At 30.9% G+C, this 20169-nt stretch carries 22 protein-coding genes and 1 pseudogene; 21 read left to right on the forward strand and 2 right to left on the reverse strand.

All coding sequences use genetic code 11. From position 1 onward, the window contains the following. Positions 1-192: 192 nt before the first annotated feature. Positions 193-669 (reverse strand): glutathione peroxidase, encoded by a 477-nt coding sequence (locus CD113_RS10255; protein ID WP_002463890.1) that lies wholly within the window; start codon positions 667-669, stop codon positions 193-195. A gap of 110 nt (positions 670-779) precedes the next feature. Between CD113_RS10255 and hflX the strand changes: the two genes are divergently transcribed. From hflX to CD113_RS10375, 21 genes and pseudogenes are all read left to right on the forward strand, one after another. After that, on the forward strand, positions 780-2018 hold the full coding sequence (gene hflX / locus CD113_RS10260) for a GTPase HflX (protein WP_002463891.1): 1239 nt from the start codon (positions 780-782) through the stop codon (positions 2016-2018). Between the two features lie 18 nt (positions 2019-2036). Next, positions 2037-3275 (forward strand): methionine gamma-lyase family protein, encoded by a 1239-nt coding sequence (locus tag CD113_RS10265; protein WP_002463892.1) that lies wholly within the window; start codon positions 2037-2039, stop codon positions 3273-3275. A 241-nt stretch (positions 3276-3516) separates the two neighbouring features. Then, the gene (locus CD113_RS10270; protein WP_162096503.1) at positions 3517-3885 is read left to right on the forward strand and encodes a MerR family transcriptional regulator; all 369 of its coding nucleotides are present in this window, start codon (positions 3517-3519) and stop codon (positions 3883-3885) included. A gap of 18 nt (positions 3886-3903) precedes the next feature. Beyond that, on the forward strand, positions 3904-5244 hold the full coding sequence (gene glnA, locus CD113_RS10275; RefSeq protein WP_002463894.1) for a type I glutamate--ammonia ligase: 1341 nt from the start codon (positions 3904-3906) through the stop codon (positions 5242-5244). A gap of 561 nt (positions 5245-5805) precedes the next feature. After that, entirely contained in the window at positions 5806-5994 is a 189-nt protein-coding gene (locus CD113_RS10280) for a hypothetical protein (RefSeq protein ID WP_002463896.1), read from the forward strand. Between the two features lie 419 nt (positions 5995-6413). Continuing rightward, positions 6414-6614, forward strand: coding sequence for a helix-turn-helix domain-containing protein (locus CD113_RS10285; RefSeq protein WP_002463898.1), 201 nt, complete (start codon positions 6414-6416; stop codon positions 6612-6614). Positions 6615-6886: 272 nt separating this feature from the next. After that, positions 6887-7072, forward strand: coding sequence for a type II toxin-antitoxin system HicA family toxin (locus tag CD113_RS10290; RefSeq protein ID WP_002463899.1), 186 nt, complete (start codon positions 6887-6889; stop codon positions 7070-7072). A gap of 35 nt (positions 7073-7107) precedes the next feature. After that, positions 7108-7503, forward strand: coding sequence for a type II toxin-antitoxin system HicB family antitoxin (locus CD113_RS10295; RefSeq protein WP_002463900.1), 396 nt, complete (start codon positions 7108-7110; stop codon positions 7501-7503). 165 nt (positions 7504-7668) lie between these two features. Continuing rightward, positions 7669-8097, forward strand: a complete 429-nt coding sequence (locus CD113_RS10300) for a terminase small subunit (protein WP_002463901.1) — start codon at positions 7669-7671, stop codon at positions 8095-8097. Continuing rightward, complete coding sequence (locus CD113_RS10305; RefSeq protein WP_002463902.1) at positions 8084-9358, forward strand: PBSX family phage terminase large subunit; 1275 nt, start codon at positions 8084-8086, stop codon at positions 9356-9358. The genes CD113_RS10300 and CD113_RS10305 overlap by 14 nt, the downstream gene beginning before the upstream one ends. A gap of 14 nt (positions 9359-9372) precedes the next feature. Beyond that, on the forward strand, positions 9373-10815 hold the full coding sequence (locus CD113_RS10310; RefSeq protein ID WP_002463903.1) for a phage portal protein: 1443 nt from the start codon (positions 9373-9375) through the stop codon (positions 10813-10815). Next, on the forward strand, positions 10808-12196 hold the full coding sequence (locus CD113_RS10315; protein ID WP_002463904.1) for a minor capsid protein: 1389 nt from the start codon (positions 10808-10810) through the stop codon (positions 12194-12196). The genes CD113_RS10310 and CD113_RS10315 overlap by 8 nt, the downstream gene beginning before the upstream one ends. A gap of 19 nt (positions 12197-12215) precedes the next feature. Then, the gene (locus tag CD113_RS10320; protein ID WP_002463905.1) at positions 12216-12455 is read left to right on the forward strand and encodes a hypothetical protein; all 240 of its coding nucleotides are present in this window, start codon (positions 12216-12218) and stop codon (positions 12453-12455) included. A 161-nt stretch (positions 12456-12616) separates the two neighbouring features. After that, positions 12617-13210: a DUF4355 domain-containing protein gene (locus CD113_RS10325; protein WP_002463906.1), complete on the forward strand. Its 594-nt coding sequence runs from the start codon at positions 12617-12619 to the stop codon at positions 13208-13210. Positions 13211-13230: 20 nt separating this feature from the next. Beyond that, positions 13231-13650 (forward strand): phage holin family protein, encoded by a 420-nt coding sequence (locus CD113_RS10330; protein ID WP_002463907.1) that lies wholly within the window; start codon positions 13231-13233, stop codon positions 13648-13650. A 50-nt stretch (positions 13651-13700) separates the two neighbouring features. Continuing rightward, positions 13701-14622 (forward strand): annotated as a pseudogene (locus tag CD113_RS10335) (N-acetylmuramoyl-L-alanine amidase). A 363-nt stretch (positions 14623-14985) separates the two neighbouring features. Beyond that, entirely contained in the window at positions 14986-15183 is a 198-nt protein-coding gene (locus CD113_RS10345; protein ID WP_002463911.1) for a hypothetical protein, read from the forward strand. Between the two features lie 292 nt (positions 15184-15475). Continuing rightward, positions 15476-16597 (forward strand): Fic family protein, encoded by a 1122-nt coding sequence (locus CD113_RS10350; RefSeq protein ID WP_002463912.1) that lies wholly within the window; start codon positions 15476-15478, stop codon positions 16595-16597. A 380-nt stretch (positions 16598-16977) separates the two neighbouring features. Continuing rightward, positions 16978-17169: a hypothetical protein gene (locus CD113_RS10360; protein ID WP_002463913.1), complete on the forward strand. Its 192-nt coding sequence runs from the start codon at positions 16978-16980 to the stop codon at positions 17167-17169. A 902-nt stretch (positions 17170-18071) separates the two neighbouring features. Continuing rightward, positions 18072-18425, forward strand: a complete 354-nt coding sequence (locus CD113_RS10370; RefSeq protein ID WP_002465207.1) for a polymorphic toxin type 50 domain-containing protein — start codon at positions 18072-18074, stop codon at positions 18423-18425. Then, complete coding sequence (locus CD113_RS10375) at positions 18425-18622, forward strand: hypothetical protein (RefSeq protein WP_002465208.1); 198 nt, start codon at positions 18425-18427, stop codon at positions 18620-18622. Before CD113_RS10370 ends, CD113_RS10375 begins: the two co-directional genes overlap by 1 nt. A gap of 406 nt (positions 18623-19028) precedes the next feature. On the opposite strand, the gene CD113_RS10380 is transcribed toward CD113_RS10375, so the two are convergent. Beyond that, positions 19029-20054: a threonine aldolase family protein gene (locus CD113_RS10380; protein ID WP_095092678.1), complete on the reverse strand. Its 1026-nt coding sequence runs from the start codon at positions 20052-20054 to the stop codon at positions 19029-19031. Positions 20055-20169: the final 115 nt, after the last annotated feature.

Genomic DNA, 20169 nt, shown 5'->3' on the forward strand with positions numbered 1-20169 from the left:
GTTACATACAAAGTAATCATATGTTAATTGTGAGGTTAACGTGTGTATAGAATGATTTATATATTGAATATCGTAACACTTAAGTACATTACAATGTTTGTAAAAATGCTTCGTTTAAAGCAGGTTTCTTATTTGAAAGCCATACTTTAAATGAAGCATTTTAATGTCGAAAAATTTAATTGAAATAATAGTTTATAACAATTCCTCTATTGCACTTTCTAGTTGCGCAGGTTTTTTCTGTGGAGAAAAACGTTTAACCACATTACCATCACGATCAACTAAGAACTTTGTGAAATTCCATTTAATTTTTTCGTTGAGCAACCCATGTTGCGCATCAGTTAAAAATCTAAATAATGGCAGTTGATGTTCACCTTTGACATCGACTTTTTGATGCATTGGGAAAGTTACACCATAATTTAGTTTACAGTTTTGTGCTGCTTCTTCACCAGAACCTGGTTCTTGTCCACCAAATTGATTACATGGGAATCCCAGTACTACAAATCCTTGTTCTTTATATTTATCATATAAAGATTGTAACCCTTCAAATTGAGGAGTAAATCCACATTCGCTTGCAGTATTAACGATTAACATGACATCGCCTTTATAGTCTTCTAATTTATAAGTCACACCTTTATTTGTCTCTACTACAAAATCGTAAATTGTTTCCATATAATCATCCTTTCGATTTAATTAAATGTAACATAATTTTGCTTAATAGTCTTTAGATATACACTATGATAGAATACGTTTTGTAGTATAAAATTAAGGAGATGTATAACATGGCACAGCAATTGATTCATGAAACAAAAGAAAAACAAGAAAAAGCTGTATTAGTCGGTGTACATGCTCAAGATGATCAACAATTTGATTTTGAATCAACAATGGAAGAGTTGGATGCATTATCTAGTACTTGTCAATTAGATGTAGTTGGTCAAGTGACGCAAAATCGTCATCGTGTTGACCGTAAATATTATGTTGGTAAAGGCAAAATTGAAGAAATTCAAGCATTTATTGAGTTTCATGATGCTGATGTCGTTGTTACCAATGATGAGTTAACTACAGCACAATCGAAAACTTTAAATGACTTACTAGGTGTTAAAATCATTGACAGAACTCAGTTGATTCTAGAAATTTTTGCGCTAAGAGCACGTAGTAAAGAAGGTAAATTACAAGTCGAACTTGCTCAACTAGATTATTTATTACCAAGATTACAAGGACATGGTAAGAGTTTATCACGATTAGGTGGCGGTATTGGAACGCGTGGTCCTGGTGAAACAAAGCTTGAAATGGATCGTCGACATATTCGTACACGTATGAATGAAATTAAACATCAATTAAAGACAGTTGAAGAACATCGACAACGTTATCGTAATCAACGAGATCAAAATCAAGTGTATCAAGTGGCTTTAGTTGGGTATACTAACGCTGGTAAATCATCTTGGTTTAATGTGTTAGCAAATGAAACTACTTATGAACAAAATCAATTATTTGCGACATTAGATCCTAAAACGCGTCAAATTCAAATTAATGAAGGCTTCAATATGATTATTTCAGACACAGTAGGGTTTATACAAAAATTACCTACAACATTAATTGCTGCATTTAAATCAACACTCGAGGAAGCTAAAGGTGCTGATTTATTAGTGCACGTTGTTGACGCCAGCCACTCAGAATATCGCGTGCAATATGATACAGTTAATGATTTGATTAATCAACTTGATATGGGGCAAATACCACAAGTTGTTATTTTTAATAAAAAAGATTTGTGTGAAGCGAATGGAGACATTCCTGTAACACAATTACCTCATATATTTGTGTCAACAAAAGATGCAGAGGATAAAGAAAAAGTAAAAGAATTGTTAATGACTGAAGTGAAAAGAAATTTAACTTTTTATAACGAAACGGTAGCAGCTGAAGATGCTGATCGTTTATATTTCTTGAAACAACATACGCTAGTAACTAGACTTGTTTTTAATGAAGTTCAAGAAAATTATTATATTGAGGGATATAAAAAATAGTAAAAGGACGACAAACGAATGACTGATATGAATGAATTAATTGTTGATGTTGAACAGACATTAGCTCCATATTTTAAAAAGATAGAAGATATTGCATATTATAACCAAGAAAAAGTATTAGATGCATTTCATCATGTTAAAGCAAGTGAAAGTGATTTACAAGGTACGACAGGATACGGCTATGATGATTTTGGTCGCGATCATTTAGAAGAAATATATGCTCATACCTTTAAGGCAGAAGATGCGATTGTTCGACCCCAAATTATTTCAGGTACACATGCTATTACATTAGCATTACAAAGTATGTTGAAATATGGCGATGAATTGTTATATATCACAGGTAGTCCTTATGATACGTTACTTGAAGTGATTGGTATCAATGGTAATGGTATTGAAAGTTTGAAAGAACATGGTGTGACATACCGAGATATTAGTTTGAAAGATGGACATATTGATACAGAACAAGTGTTACAACAAATCAATGATCGAACAAAAGTAATTGCGATTCAACGTTCAAAAGGATATGCTCAAAGACCTTCGATTACGATAGATGAAATAGAACGTGCGATACAAACGATAAAATCTAAACATCCTGATATCATTATTTTCGTTGATAATTGTTATGGTGAATTTGTTGAAACAAAAGAACCTATAGAATGTGGTGCAGACTTAATAGCAGGGTCCTTAATTAAAAACCCTGGTGGTGGTCTAGCGAAAATCGGTGGTTATATCGTTGGACGACAAGATTTAATTCAACGTTGTGGTTATCGTTTAACTGCTCCTGGTATAGGAAAAGAAGCGGGCGCATCATTAAATGCTTTACAAGAGATGTATCAAGGTTTTTTCTTAGCGCCTCATGTTGTTAGTCAAAGTTTAAAAGGCGCTTTATTTACAAGTTTATTGTTAGATAAGTTAAATATGAAGACGATACCTAAATATAATGAAAAACGTACAGATTTAATTCAAACCGTACAATTCGATACTAAAGAACAAATGATTTCATTTTGTCAAAGTATCCAACATGCTTCACCAATCAATGCACATTTTAGTCCAGAGCCAAGTTATATGCCTGGCTATGAAGATGATGTCATTATGGCCGCAGGAACTTTTGTACAAGGGTCATCAATTGAATTATCAGCTGACGGACCTATTAGACCACCATATGAAGCATATGTTCAAGGTGGATTAACTTATGAACATGTTAAATTAGCAGTTACTCGCGCAGTTAGACAATTACAACAACAAGGTTTAGTTTAAAATATAAGACTCAGGACGATTGGTGAGGTCCTGAGTTAAATTTTTGTCGTTTTTGTCAGATTATTTTAAAAATTTTTATAAAAAAATTCTGATGTGGAAGCGGATTTTATATTAAATTAAGCTGTCAAATACAGTCATTTCAAGGGGTGGACCATTCATGTTAGGAAACCTAACATATTTTTGTATTATCTGATAATTTATGATAAATTGTTAACAAGTTCAAAAGTAGAGGAGAGGTACAATGATGTCGAATGATGCAATCAGACGCAACATGGCCGTATTCTCTATGAGTGTTGTTAGTAAATTAACAGATTTATCACCAAGACAAATTCGTTATTACGAAACGCATGAACTAATTAAACCAGAAAGAACAGAAGGTCAAAAACGACTGTTCTCACTCAATGATTTGGAACGATTACTAGAAATTAAATCATTAATAGAAAAAGGATTTAATATTAAAGGGATTAAACAAATCATATTTGATAGTCAAGCGCATTTATCAACTGATGAACAAGAAACTAGAAAAAAGATGATTGTAGATGCCACGCAAAAGCCAGTTGGAGAAACATTGCCAATAAATCGTGGTGATTTATCCCGATTTATTAAATAAAACTTGGAGGATTTCAAAATGCCAAAACGTACTTTTACAAAAGACGACATTCGTAAGTTTGCTGAAGAGGAAAATGTAAGATATTTGAGATTACAATTTACAGATATTTTAGGAACAATTAAAAACGTTGAAGTACCAGTTAGCCAATTAGAAAAAGTACTTGATAATGAAATGATGTTTGATGGTTCTTCTATCGAAGGGTTTGTACGAATTGAAGAATCTGATATGTACTTACAACCTGATTTAGATACATGGGTTATCTTCCCATGGACAGCTGGACAAGGAAAAGTTGCACGTTTAATTTGTGATGTATATAAAACAGATGGCACACCATTTGAAGGGGATCCACGTAACAACTTAAAACGTGTGTTAAAAGAAATGGAAGACTTAGGATTTACTGACTTCAACTTAGGACCTGAACCAGAATTCTTCTTATTCAAATTAGATGACAAAGGCGAACCAACGCTTGAGTTAAATGATGATGGTGGTTACTTCGATTTAGCACCTACTGATTTAGGTGAAAATTGTCGTCGTGATATCGTATTAGAATTAGAAGATATGGGCTTTGATATTGAAGCAAGTCATCATGAAGTAGCACCTGGACAACATGAAATCGACTTTAAATATGCAGATGCTATCACAGCATGTGATAATATCCAAACATTTAAATTAGTAGTTAAAACAATTGCGCGTAAACATAATTTACATGCAACATTTATGCCGAAACCATTATTTGGTGTAAATGGTAGTGGAATGCACTTTAACGTATCTTTATTTAAAGGTAAAGAGAATGCTTTCTACGATCCTAATAGTGAAATGGGTCTAACAGATACTGCATACCAATTTACAGCAGGTATCTTAAAAAATGCACGTGGATTCACTGCAGTATGTAACCCACTTGTTAACTCTTACAAACGATTAGTTCCAGGCTATGAAGCGCCTTGTTATATCGCTTGGAGTGGTAAAAACCGTTCACCTTTAGTACGTGTTCCATCTTCAAGAGGACTTTCAACTCGTATTGAAGTTCGTTCAGTAGACCCAGCTGCTAACCCATATATGGCTTTAGCTGCAATTTTAGAAGCAGGCTTAGATGGTATTAAAAATAAACTTGAAGTACCAAAACCTGTTAACCAAAATATTTATGAAATGAACCGTGAAGAACGTGAAGCAGTAGGCATCCAAGATTTACCTTCAACATTATATACAGCAATAAAAGCAATGCGTGAAAATGATGTTATCAAACAAGCTTTAGGTAATCATATTTACAATCAATTCATTAATTCTAAATCAATAGAATGGGATTACTATCGTACCCAAGTGTCTGAATGGGAGCGCGAGCAGTATATGAAACAATATTAATACGCTAAACAAAACGGGATGATTTAAGTAGTATCAAGGGCTAGAGCGATTTCGCTTTAGCTCTTTTTTGGTGTGAAATTTAATTTTAGGTGGACAGAAATAGTAATTTTAACTTTAAAAATTTGTGTTTGTCCACTTTTTGTCCACTTAATTTCATTTTATTATATGTTGTTGATCATGGAAGTGGGTCATCAAACTCATTACAAAACAAAAAATAGCGAAGTAGCATGAATGATTAATCGTTCTATAATTAAGTATACCAATTGAAAGGAGAGCAGTGAGGTGTTAGAAAGTTTGAAAAATATAACAGAAATCGCCTTTTATATAATGTCAGTCATAGCTATTGTCAAGACATTACAAAAAGGCGATAAGTAAAGAGACAACGCCCGAAAGGGCTTGTCTATGTATAATAATTCTAACACTATATTAATATGAAAACAATTTACATTTTATTAATTTTTTTAATATGGGTTAACGTAATTTTAGGTAATGACATAAGTGATAGCGTCATCGCATTATTGACCACACTATTATTAATTAATAATTGGAAGAGGGAAAAAAATGAATACAATAAATGAAATTATTAACTCAATCGAAACTCTACTAAAATCACATACAGGATATAAAATTTCAAAAGATAGTGGTGTACCTTATCAAACTGTTCAAGATTTGAAAAATGGTAAAACGCATATTGAAGATGCACGCTTTAGAACCATTGCAAAATTATATCAATACCAAAAATCATTATAAGAAAATTAATTTTAAAGTATGCTGTGTAGTTATTTTTCATAGTTGCTGTTTATAAGTTTAATGAGTCATATGTAATATATGGCTCATTATTTTTCTAAAGAAGTTACATAGTTGAAACGAATGGAAAAAAATAAAAAAGAACGCATTGAAAAAATAAAATTATTTGCAATCATTGTTGGCGCAATTACACAAATAATTAATTTAATCAAAGCGTTCTTTAACTAATAAGGTTATAGGGCTTTTGCCCTAACCTTATTATATAAGGAGGGGTATAGCATGACAAGTAGCAGAGTACAAAAACTTAGAAAATTCAATCACTATATCACAATCGGTACTTTAATTCTATGTATAGCTAATTTGTTCGTATATTACAAAAATAATTAATATAAGCCCATTCGTTTCATTATTAAAATAATATAATGATAAACTTTAACGAAATTTATGATATAGTTAACAAATTGTTAAATAATAAATCTATTTCTAGCTACAAAATTAATCAAGATACTGGCATAGCATATAACGGAATTAGTGAATTACGTCGTGGCAAACGACAAATTAAAAATTTAACTATTGACACTATCGAAAAACTTTACCATTACCAAAAATCATTAGAAGATTAAAGATTAAGCCATACCTTCATTTGGTGTGGCTTTATTGTATATTACTAATAATTTTCAAATCTTGTCTTACGATTGATACATTAGTAGGAGATTTAATTATCTCCTAGCGATGTCCTCTAATATTGCTTTTACTCCCTAGTACCTACCTGTGTTAAATCATGGGTAGGTTTATTTTTATGATGCATTTAGCGTGAGAGTGGTGATAATTATTGACTAGAAATATATTGATATCTATAAACATATGTTATAATATATGTGGGAGATAAATCACAATGAGCTCGTCGAAAGAAGTTATTAAGAGAATAGAGCAAAGTGGTTGGTATTTAGTTAGAGTGGTTGGAAGTCACCATCACTATAAGCACCCAACAATTACTGGTTTAGTAACTGTTCCACACCCTAAAAAGGATTTACCTATAGGAACAGAACGCTCAATTCTTAAGCAAGCAGGACTCTTATAGTCATCTTGCAATCTTCTTAATATGGAGGGGGATTTATGAAATATCATTTTTATGCAGTATTAGAGAAAGAAGATAAATACTATAATGTATACTATCCAGATTTACCAGGCGCCATTACATTTGGTAATGACATAGAAGATGCAATTGATATGGCTAAAGATGCATTAGAAGGACATCTACTTGTATTGGAAGATTCTGAGGAAATTATCCCTAAAGCAACTGATTATAAATCACTATCTCAAAATTTAGCTGATAATGAACAACTGCAATTAGTGACTGCAGATACACAACTTGTTAGAATTAAAGAAGAGAATAAAACCGTTAATAAAATGGTTACCTTACCAAAATACATGGTTGTGCTAGGAAAAGAAAAAGGTATTAATTTCAGTCAAACTTTGCAAAGGGCGTTAAAAGAAGAATTAAATATTTAACATGAAAAATTATGGCGTATCATTCGAAATGATGCGTCTTTTTATTATGAGTTGATAATAAAAACAACTCTCGAATAGCGAGAGCTGTAAATTAGTCTTTATCCAATTTATTAAAAGTAACTTTGAAAAAATTAAGGGAATACCGTGAGAGTGGTGATATATGAAATGAAATTGAGTTTAAAGCAACAGAAATTTGCTGATGAATATATTAAGAGTGGTAATGTGTCGCAAGCTGCTATGATTGCAGGATATAGTAAAGCATATAGCCGTACACATGCTTATAAGTTGCTAGAAAAAGCTAGCGTCAAAGCGTATGTAGCTAAACGCTTAGAAGAATTAAAAAAAGAAAGTATCGCACAACAAGATGAAATATTGCAATATCTAACTTCAGTGATGCGCGGTGAAACCACAGAGCAAACGTTATGTGGTACAGGTGATGGTTCCCAAAAATTAATTACAATTGAAGTTAGCGCAAAAGATAGAATTAAAGCTGCCGAATTATTAGGTAAACGACATGTGATGTGGACTGATAAACAAGAAATTACACAAAGAAATATTGAAATAACCATTGGTGAATATGATGCCGACGATTAAATTGAATATTACCAATCCACATAACGTCTTTAATAAAAATATTTATGACATACTTTATGATTATCAACACTTTACTGAGGTTCATTATGGTGGTGGTTCAAGTGGTAAATCACACGGAGTTGTTCAAAAGGTCGTGATTAAAGCACTTAGAAATTGGCAATATCCCCGTAAAATACTTTGGTTACGTAAAGTTCAAGCAACGATTAGCGAAAGTTTATTTGAAGATGTTAGAAGTTGTTTAATGAGCTTTAAAATATGGGAAATGTGCAGATGGAATAAAACGGATAATAAAGTTGAATTACCCAATGGCGCTATTTTTATATTTAAAGGTTTAGATAATCCTGAAAAAATTAAATCAATCAAAGGGATATCAGACATTGTCATGGAAGAGGCTTCTGAATTCACATTGGATGATTATACACAACTCACATTACGTTTAAGAGAACGTAAACACATAGATAAACAAATATATTTAATGTTTAACCCTGTTTCAAAATTGAATTGGGTTTATTCGTATTTCTTTGCCTCACAAACGCCACTTAAAGATACACTTATCAGACAATCAAGTTATAAAGATAATAAATTTTTGGATGACAAGACGAAATTCAACTTAGAAGAATTAGCAAATAGAAATCCGGCGTATTATAAGATTTATGCATTAGGTGAATTTGCGACACTAGATAAACTTGTATTTCCTAAATATGACATAAGAATATTAAACAAAGATGAATTAAGACAAATCCCGTCATACTTCGGATTAGATTTCGGTTATGTGAATGATCCGAGTGCTTTTATTCATGTAAAAGTTGATTTAGCAAATAAAGACATTTACATACTAGAAGAATTTGTCAAAAGAGGTATGTTAAATAACGATATTGCTCAAATGATTAAAGATATGGGCTATCACAAAGAAATTATTACTGCAGATAGTGCAGAACAAAAAAGTATTGCAGAAATTAGAACACATGGCGTCGATAGAATCAGAGCAGCAATCAAAGGTAAAGACAGCATCATGGCAGGTATCCAGTTTCTGAAACAATTTGACATTGTGATTGATGAACGATGCTTTAAGACGATTGAAGAATTTGATAATTACACATGGCAAAAAGATAAGAATACTGGCGAATATATCAACAAGCCAGTTGATACATATAACCACTGTATTGATGCATTACGTTATGCCATAACAAAATTAATCTTTAAAAATAAAGAATCTCATAATAATAATAATGATTTAAAAACGATACGTGGTTTATTTTAGTAGGAAGTGAACAAATGACAATATACAACCAAGATAACAACAACACAAAGTTCTCTAAGAATGCTAATGACGATTTCAATATTGTACAACTAGATGAATTATTTAAAAATGATAACTTACAATACTTAGTTAAGAAGCATCAAGATACACAGGTACCTCGATTAGAGATGTTAGAGGCATATTATTTAAATAGGAATACAGATATATTAACAGCTGAACGTAGGGTTAATGACACGACGAATAAAGCTGACCATAGAGCAGTTCATAATTATGCTAAATATGTATCACGCTTTATTGTTGGTTACTTAACAGGTAATCCAATTACGATTATTCATAAAGATGAGAAGACTAATGAAGAAATTATTAAAGTGAATGACATCAATGATGTGGATGCTATTAATAGTGATTTAGCTTTAGATTTATCGATTTATGGTAGAGCGTTTGAAATTGTTTATAGAGATGAACAAGATATTGATAGATTTAAGGTATTAGATCCTAAAAATACATTTATTATTTATGATTATTCCATTGATAAAAATGTGTTAGCTGGTGTTAGATATTACACCGTAACAGATGACAATAATGACAAAGTTAATATTGTAGAGGTGTATACAGCACAAAAAATCTATTACTTTAAAGAAGTAGATGGTGAATTAGTCATCAGCGAAGAAAAAGCACATTACTATAACGAAGTACCAATTATTGAATATCTCAATGATCGCTTTAAACAAGGTGATTTTGAAAATGTTTTAACCCTGATTGATTTATACGATAGTGCACAATCAGATACAGCTAATTATATGACTGATATCAATGATGCAATGTTAGCTATAGTTGGTAATGTAGAATTAAATGGCGATGATGCAGTTAAATTTAGACAAGCTAATATGATTCATATTAAACCTGGTGAAAGTTCTAATGGTACTGAAGGTCATGCAGATGTCAAGTTTATCTATAAGCAGTATGATGTTAATGGCTCAGAAGCTTATAAGACAAGATTACAAAGAGATATTCACAAATATACTAATACTCCTGATTTAAATGATGAAAACTTTAGTGGTGTTCAGTCTGGTGAATCAATGAAATATAAATTATTTGGTTTAGAACAGATTAGAGCGATTAAAGAACGTTTGTTTAAAAAAGGTCTCATGAAACGTTATAAATTACTATTTAATAATATTAACCTCACAGGTGTTTATAAGCACGATTATTCAACGATAACGATTCAGTTTACACCTAACCTACCTAAATCATTAATGGAGTCTATTGAGGCGTTTAATGCGCTTAATGGAGGTATCTCAGAACAAACGAGAATGTCATTATTACCATTTATTGACAATCCTAGTGAAGAGTTACAAAAAATGCAGGAAGAATCTAATAATGGCCATTATGAAGATGCATTTAAATCACAACATGAACATGTAGCTCAGGATGAAAAGAATGATATAAATGACTGAGACAACAAATGAATATTGGTTAACACGCGCTCAAAATGTTATTGATACTGAAGCACAAGAAGATGCTAAAGCAATGACAGATATTGAGCGTATTATTTTGTTGATGTATGCAGAAATAGCTAGAGAAATACTTGCATTTTATGCTAAATATGCTAAGTCTCAAGGTTTAGTGATGCAAGATGCTATTAAAGTTGCTGATCAATTTGATGTTGTAGCCTTTCAACAACAAGCTAAGAAATTGGTTGAAACGAAAGACTTTAGTGATGAGGCTAATAAAGCACTAAAAATATATAACACTAAGATGAATATTTCACGAGAGAAGTTACTTAAACAACAATTAGAGTTGATTGTTAAACGTTCAGGTATTGATATTGAGCAAAAGATTGAAGATAAACTTGTTGATGCAGTTGATAGAGAAGTAGAACGACAAGCAGGCATCTTAGGAGAGCATGTTAGGATTGACGACACACATGTTAAAGCAGTAGTGAATAGTAACTTTAAAGGTGTCACATGGTCAAAGCGATTGTGGAAAGATATGTCACAAGTACAAAAAGAAGTAGAACGTATTACAAGTCATGTCGTATTAAGAGGCAGGCATCCTAATGAATTTGTATCGACCTTTAAGAAGAAAACCAATGCAACCACCTTTAATGCTAAACGATTATTAATCACTGAATCAGCAAGAGTTCAAGCAGAAGCTCAAAAACTAACTTATCTTAAAGAATTAGGGGAAGATGCTAAATATAAATACGTAGCTAAAATAGATAGTAAAACATCTAAACTATGTCACAGTTTAAATGGTGAAGTATTTAAAGTTAAAGATATGATGCCAGGTGTTAATGCACCACCAATGCACCCATTTTGTCGCAGTACTACCGTCCCACACGTTGGCAATTGGCGAGACCAATTCTTTAAAGAACGTAAAGGTAAGTATAGGTTAGAAGATGAAGATAATAATATTAAACAATCAGGTGCATTGAATGATAAAAATGATCCATATATGAAAAAAAGATTTAATCATGCCAATATGTATTATGAATCTGTTCGACGAAGAAATAAAAAAATAGAAATCAAAATAATTTCGAAGAATTCTGGCTTAAAAGACAGGACAATAAAACGAGTATATGAGCACATATTTGAAAATGAGTACACATTAGCAAAGGGCAAAACAAATTTCGATCCAGATTTTGAAATGGCGAACAGTTGGCAAAGATTAAGAGAAGGAAAAAATATAAAAAAAGCAGATATAATAATGTTGCGTCATGAAGCTCTTGAACATTATTTAATGAATAAGTATAATTTTAGTTATAAACAAGCTCATAATATTGTAGAGAAAAGATATAACTATAATAAAGAACTCAAAAAAGATAATTATAAGTAATAGATCGGGGGCAGCAACAGTGTTAGATTTAAAATTAATTAAAAAGAAAAAGAACAGTGTTATTTATAACTATTATCCAGAAAACGAAAAAGTATTTGGTACTATTGAAATAAGGATTGATGATTTGGAAGTATTACAGGCTAATAGATCAGATTATGACAAAGACACAAGTACATATTTAGGACATGCTATATATAGAATTAGTGAAAATATCAAAAATAATGAATATCCAAAAACACAACTTGTTGCATGGTATTAATAAGCATCCTTTCTACACAGATAAATAGAAAGTGGTGCTATTTTTATACCTAATTTTAACCTTCCAATGTGAAGGTTATTTTTTATTGTCCAAAACATACTGATGACGCTATAAAAGCTGTAATGGAATAAGTCGACAGACTATAAACGGAGGTTGCTCTCATGGCAGAACAAGTTAATAATCATGTTGATGATACTCAACACACTGAGTCATCTCACAACGCAGAAGTTAGTACTAACGACGACAAGCAACAAACGACCGAAAAGACATTTACGCAAGAAGAAGTGACGAAATTGATTCAGGAGCGCGTTGCTCGTGAGCAACGTAAAACTGATGAGAAGATTAAAGATGCTATCGCTGAAGCACAGAAACTAGCGAAAATGAATAAAGATCAACAATTACAATACGAAAATGAAAAATTGCTCAAAGAATTAGAAACATATAAAACCAAAGATGCTAAGAGCCAAATGAAACAAGAAGCACGTTCAATGCTTAATCAAACTGGTATTGAAGTTGTTGACGAAGATTTATTAGATATTTTAGTCACTGCGAATGCTGAACAAACAAAGAAAAATGTAGATATCTTTGCGAATTTGTTAAACAAAATGGTTCAAGCTAATGTTGAAAAGGCATTAAGACAAGAGACACCAGTGAATTATCAACAATCTAGCCTATCTAAACAAGATATTATGGCAATTAAAGATGATGTTGAAAGACAGCAAGCGATTGCAAAGAACATTAATTTATTTAAATAATTTTTAGGAGGTATAAACTTATGACTCAAATTACTAGTCAAGATTTAGGACAAGCTAAGTCTATTGATTTTGCGAATAGATTTGGTAATAACATTGTCAAGTTATTAGAAGTATTAGGTGTTACGAATAAACTACCAATGAATGTTGGTTCAAACATTAAGATGTATAAATTTAGTGTTGAAGAAATTTATACATGGAGTCACAAAGCAATTAGTGGTTATATTAAAAAAATCGCTTATTTATGTATCGTACTAGTTGCCAATGCTTTAGACATCATATTTAGACTAGATGGATTTTTAGTAAATAGCTCTGTTATTTTCTTAATTATCGCAGAAGCAACAAGTATTGTAGAAAATGCTGTGATTTTAGGTGTACCAATCCCAGAACAATTGAAAAAGAGATTGATTATTTCTGAAAAATTGAATAATGACGACAAGTAAACGACGATATCAGTCGTATTTTTTATGCACATTTTTAAGGAGTGATTTATATGGCTAAAACTTATTTAGATGAATGGAATGGTGTACCAGTTTACACACAATTTATTCCATATGGAACAAGACGAACAGGACAACAATTAGATACAGGTAAACCTATTTTTGGTGTGTATCACGACACAGGTAATCCCAATAGTACGGCTCAACAAAACGCTGACTATTATTGTAATACGTACAATGAAGATTGGAATTCAACGTCATCAGCTCATTTCTTTGTAGATGACAAAGAATGCATTATCACTGTGCCAATTGATAAAAAACATGGCATGTTTATATAATACGCCAACAGATAATTATTATTTTGGTGATGATGCAAACGATGCTGCATTTGGTGGAGAATTATGTTATTTTCCTGGAGACCGTGAACGTTCATTAAAAGCACTTGATAACTTTGCCCGTATTAATGCTGTGTTGTTTGATTCATGGGATATTGATCATTGGCATAAAGCACCAGGTCATCAAGACATACAAGATGATAAACAAGATCCTGGAAATGCATTATCAGCATGTGGATATGATAGAGACGCAGTAAATGTGATTGATGAATTAGTACAAAAATATATTGATGGTACGGACGACAGTATTGAAACAAAACAAGTAGTTAATCAACAATCTGAAGATGAAGACGTTGTTGAAAAGAAACCAGTTGGGTGTAAACGTGTAAAAGTGTGGTCAGAAGAACCATATTATAGAGGCACAATAAAGTATGATGCATCATTACGAGAACGTGCTGGAAGTAGTTTCAATAATTACAGTTTTGCGAGAGAAAAAGATGTACTTGAAGCGGGAGCTATTGTTTATATTTATGAAGAAATTGAAGATCCACAAGGTAATATTTGGTGCCGAACATATTCACCAAGCAATAACGGTTGGGTACATAAACATACGATTGAAGTAGAAGAAGAGTATAAATAATTAGTGAAGGGTAGTCATTGCGACTGCCTTTTTTTATGCAAAAAATTAAAAAAGGTGAACGAAAAGTATTGAATTATGCCATAAGGCATAGTACAATGTATTTAGGAGGTAAGGGAATGAAGATAAAAATAAAAGCACCCAAAAGCTTTAAATTCTCAATCAAATTAAACTTGGTGGTTTTACAAATTGAGATAGCTTTTGAGTACTAAACAGTTGAGGGGCAAGTCCCTCTTCAAATTAAATATAACATAATCTTCATTTGAATCATATGAAAATAAACATAAGAAAATCTACAAAAGCAGAATTTGTTATTGGATTAATAGCGTGGTCAATCATATTTCTTATTATATGGGTGGTGTTTAAATGAGAGAAATAATACAAAAATTGTTTGATAGTGAATTGAGTAGTTTGTATATATCAAAACAAACTGGCGTGCCACAAAGTACCATTTATAGAATGAGAACTGGTGATAGGTCATTAGATAATTTGTCTTTAAAAAATGCTGAAATACTATCAAAATTTGCAAAAGATGTTTTTGACAAAGAAATCGAACACAAATAAGGTTAGGTAAGTCAAAATTAGATAGACTAGGTTTATTAAATGCTGAAAAGCTTTACAATTATCAAAAGGAAATTGAAGCAGAAGACAAATATTAATACTAAATATTAGGACAGTCAAAAATGGCTGTCTTTTTCGTGAATTCATTGACTGATAATATATCAAAATATTTACATTCTATTTTAAAAATCGAAATATGTTTCTTACATTATTTTGATTTCAATAAGAAAGAAATTATTGTTTTATTTTCTTAAATTGCTATAATTATTAATATTAAGAAAATGGAGGTAATAAAATGACGTTAAAAGGTATCGAAAAACTTCCAGTAAGTGTTTCTAATAGTGTTGCATTAAAAATATATATTAAAGTATCTGAAATTAATATGAAGTTAGGCAAAATGAATAGTGAGCTATCACACGCAATAGTCAATGATAACTTTATAAATATAATGAGTATGAGAGAGTCATTAGAATCAACTAAAATTGAGGGAACTCAAGTTACATTTGATGAGCTATTAGAAGAAAAAATGGAGAAAAGACAAAGTAATGAAGTTAAAGAAGTACTTAACTATATGGATGCATTAACCTATGGGTATGATCAAATCAAAAATAAAAATATGCCAATTTCCTCAAATCTAATAAAAAAGTTACATGCTATATTATTAGAAGGAACGAGAGGTAAAGAGAAAGATCCAGGCAATTTTAGAAAAATACAGAATTTTATAGGTCCTGATAATAAAATTGAAAATGCGACTTATATACCAATTGAAGCAAATCAAATTGATGACTATATGACCAACTTAGAATACTTTATGAATGGTTTAGAACATAATAGTTTAGTAGTAAATACTAACGATACGTGCTTTAATTTTGATGCTGACCCATTAATAAGAACAGCTATCACACACGCCCAATTTGAGTCTATTCATCCTTTTCTTGATGGAAATGGTAGGTTAGGGAGAATTTTAATTATTTTAATGTTAGTAAATACAGGTGTCATAGATAAACCAGTATTCTTTGTTAGTGAAGAATTAGAAAAAGAAAAAGCTAGATACTATGATTTACTAAATGGTGTGAGATCTAAAAATAGTGATTGGGAAGGTTGGATAATGTTTTTCCTTAATGCTAGTGAAAGAATGATTAACAGTATATTAAAAAAAATTGAAAAATCCGAAAAACTATATACTAATGGCGTAAAACGATTAAAAGCCAAATCTGAAATAAGTCTATGGTTCTTAATGTTTCAAGAGCCAAAAATAACAGTTAAAAGAGCATCAGAAATAACATCTTACTCTCAACCAACTGTAAGAAGAGCATTAAAAAAATTGGCTGAATTAGATTTAATTTATGAAGAGAAAAGTAAAAAGCGTAACAGAAGCTATAATAATTATGAATTGTTAAGAATTATTAATGATTAAGATTACAACCGTATCTAAATGATGCGGTTATTTTAAAAAAAGATAAAAAACATTGATTACGTTAGAAAAATAACGTGTAATAGTAATACACTTATTAGAAGTGAGGAAAAATAAATGAAGAGACCAAAAAAGCTCAAAAGCTTAACATTCTCGATAAAAATTAACTTGGCCGTTATCATAATCGAGATAGCTTTTGAACTTAACTAATTGTGGGAGGGTAACCTCCCTGTCATATATATTATAAAACGCTCTTCATTTATTTGTAAACAATGAAAGTAAATTACAATCTAAGAAAAACTAATAAAAAAGAAAAAATTGAATTTGTACTAGGCTTATTGTTAATCGTAATGATAATATCTTTTGTTAAGGCTGTGTTTTAAATGAGAAATGAAATAATTAAGTTACTTAATTCAAATATAAGTGCATATCAAATAAGTAAAGATACAGGAGTTAATGAAGCAACTATTAAACAATTAAGGTTAGGTAAGTCAAAATTAGATAGACTAGGTTTATTAAATGACGAAAAGCTCTACAATTATCAAAAAGAATTAGAAAGAAATAATGAAGATTGAAAATAAAGCTCTAACTCTTATGTATCAAGAGATAGAGCCTATTTTCTTGACCAAATTTTTAATTTTAAAAAAACGGTCAAGTAATTGGTCAAGTTATATTAATAAATAATGAAATTTAATGATATAAAAACCTTGTCATTATGCGATTTTAATATCTAAAAAAGTGAATAACTCCCATTTTTAAATACCGCACCCAAGTGTCCGAATGGGAGCGCGAGCAGTATATGAAACAATATTAATACGCTAAACAAAACGGGATGAGTTTAGTAATATCAAGGGCTAGAGCGATTTCGCTTTAGCTCTTTTTTGGTGTGAAATTTAATTTTAGGTGCACAGAAATACTGATTTTAACTTTTAAAATTAGTGTTTGTCCACTTTTTGTCCACCTAATTCCATTTTATTATGTGTTGGTGATTGTAGAAATGGGTCACCAAATTTGTTTTAAAATATAAAGATACAATTCATATGGCTAAAGATGCATTAAATAATAAAGAAGTAATAAATGTGGAAAGTGAAGTGAACCCAAAAAGTTAGACCTAAAATCTAACTTTTTGGGTTCACTTCAAAGATATGGTGATAAGTCTTGGATATTCTTTTCATTATTAGAATTACTTTGGATATTAACGGTTTAAACCAGTACTATATATTTTTATTACCCAGCAGTTATTGGTCTCCATTTAAACTGTCAGATTGATTTTGCACTAAAAAGAGAGCTTTTGATATATTCATAACATAAAAACATAAAAGTGTCATCAATAACTTTGGCATCCGTTTTGTCGTAGTACTACCGTTCCACACGTTGGCAATTGGCGAGACCAATTCTTTAAAGAACGCAAAGGTAAATATAAGCTAGAAGATGATAGTGAAGAATTACAACAAAACGCTAAAAAGAAATGCTAGAAATGATTAAAGATGGTAGAATAAAGTTAGAATTAAACCATGAAAAACAAAACAGACATCAAAAAGGGCATGAACTATATGAGCGAAATAGGAAATTTGCAAAAGAAAATGGTTCTAAATTACCAAGCTTTACTACCTTGTCTAATGAAGAATTAAATAATTTGATTATAAAAAAAGCTAATACTGGAATTTTATTGACATTAAATGGAAAATTTAACAACAAAGAGATTATTGATTTTGGCAAAATTATTGGCAAAGTTTATGTAACAAATAAATATTCGGAAACTACAATAGCAAAAGTTCACTATTCTAAAACTGGAGTACATATTGTTCCGCATATTAGAAAGGAGAAATAATGTTGAGAATACCTAATGCTTATGGTCACGATGTAGAAGTAACATTGAAAGATGGAAAAGTACTTACAGGTTTTGTATTTGACTATGATAATCCATTTGAAAATGATTCTGGAAATTTTTCAATGGATTTAGAGACCAATAGTGAGTTTTGTACTATTGATGATGAACTAATAAAAGATATCAAGATATTAGCTTAAAATAGCATCCTTTCTACACAGATAAAGAGAAAGTGATGCTAATTTTATACCCAATTTTACCTTCCAATGTGAAGGTTAATTTTTATTGTCCAAAACATACTGATGACGTTATAAAAGCTGGAATGGAATAAGTCGACAGACTATAAACGGAGGTTGCTCTCATGGCAGAACAAGTTAATCACCAGTTTGATGATAATCAACACACTGAGTCATCTTACAACGCAAAAGTTAGTACTAACGACGACAAACAACTAATGTAAAAATTTTTCTTAGTCTCACATTGATAAAACTTACACAGAAATTTTTACTTTCAAAAATATATAAATTCAACTTTTAACATATACTAAATCATTGGTAAATTCATGGATTATAAAACTAGGAGCACTCAAGCGTACTCCTTAATTAATTATATTAAAGACAATAATTTCTCGACCTGTTCTTCTGTTGTTGCCCAACTTGTAGCAAATCGAACAACTCGATGATTATCGTCGTATTTTTCCCATATTGCAAATTTAACTTTTTGTTCTAATTCTTTTATTTTGTCTTCATGTAAAATGATAAATTGTTGATTTGTAGGTGAATCAAAGTAAAGTTGATATCCTTTATCGATAAAACCTTGTTTGACTTTTCGTGCCATGTTAATTGCATGCTTACTAATTTTAAAATATAAGTCATCAGTAAATAATTCTAAAAATTGTATGCCAGTCAAACGTCCTTTTGCTAATAATGCACCATGTTGCTTAATTAAAGTTGTAAAGTTTGCCGGTTCATTATTTTTAGTGAAGACAATTGCTTCACCACATAATGCTCCGATTTTCGTGCCACCTATATAGAATATGTCACAATATTTAGCAATATCTTCTATTGTTAAATCACTATTATCACTCATCAAACCATAGCCTAAACGTGCACCATCCATAAATAAAGGTAAGTTATAATGACGACAAACGTCTGATAACTCTTTTAATTCTTCTTTAGAATATAACGTACCATATTCAGTCGGATGGGAAATGTATACCATACCAGGGAAGACCATATGATCCTTTTTAAAATCTGAGTTAAATGTTTCAATGTATTGTTTCACATCTTGAGGTAATATTTTTCCAGCATGAGATGGAATAGTTAGAACTTTATGACCACTAAATTCAATAGCACCACCTTCATGTACGGCTACATGACCACTATCAGCCGAAATAACACCTTCAAAACTTTTTAATACAGAATTAATGACAACTTGATTCGTTTGTGTACCACCAACTAAAAATCGAATCGTTGCTTCAGGACAGTTTATTACAGTTTTAATATTATCGATGGCTTGTTGAGTAAATTGATCAAAGCCATAACCAGCAGCTTGTACTAAATTGGTATCTATTAAACGTTGTAATACCTTTTCGTGCGCACCTTCTAAATAATCATTTTCAAAAGAAATCACTTTATTGCCTCCCAATTAAAATCATAAATTATAAAATTTAATAATATTATTATACAATAAAGTTATAATACAACAAGAGAATAAAGTCATAATTCAGTTGTTATAACTATATTTT

The organism is Staphylococcus simiae (assembly GCF_002902085.1).
GTDB lineage: Bacteria > Bacillota > Bacilli > Staphylococcales > Staphylococcaceae > Staphylococcus > Staphylococcus simiae.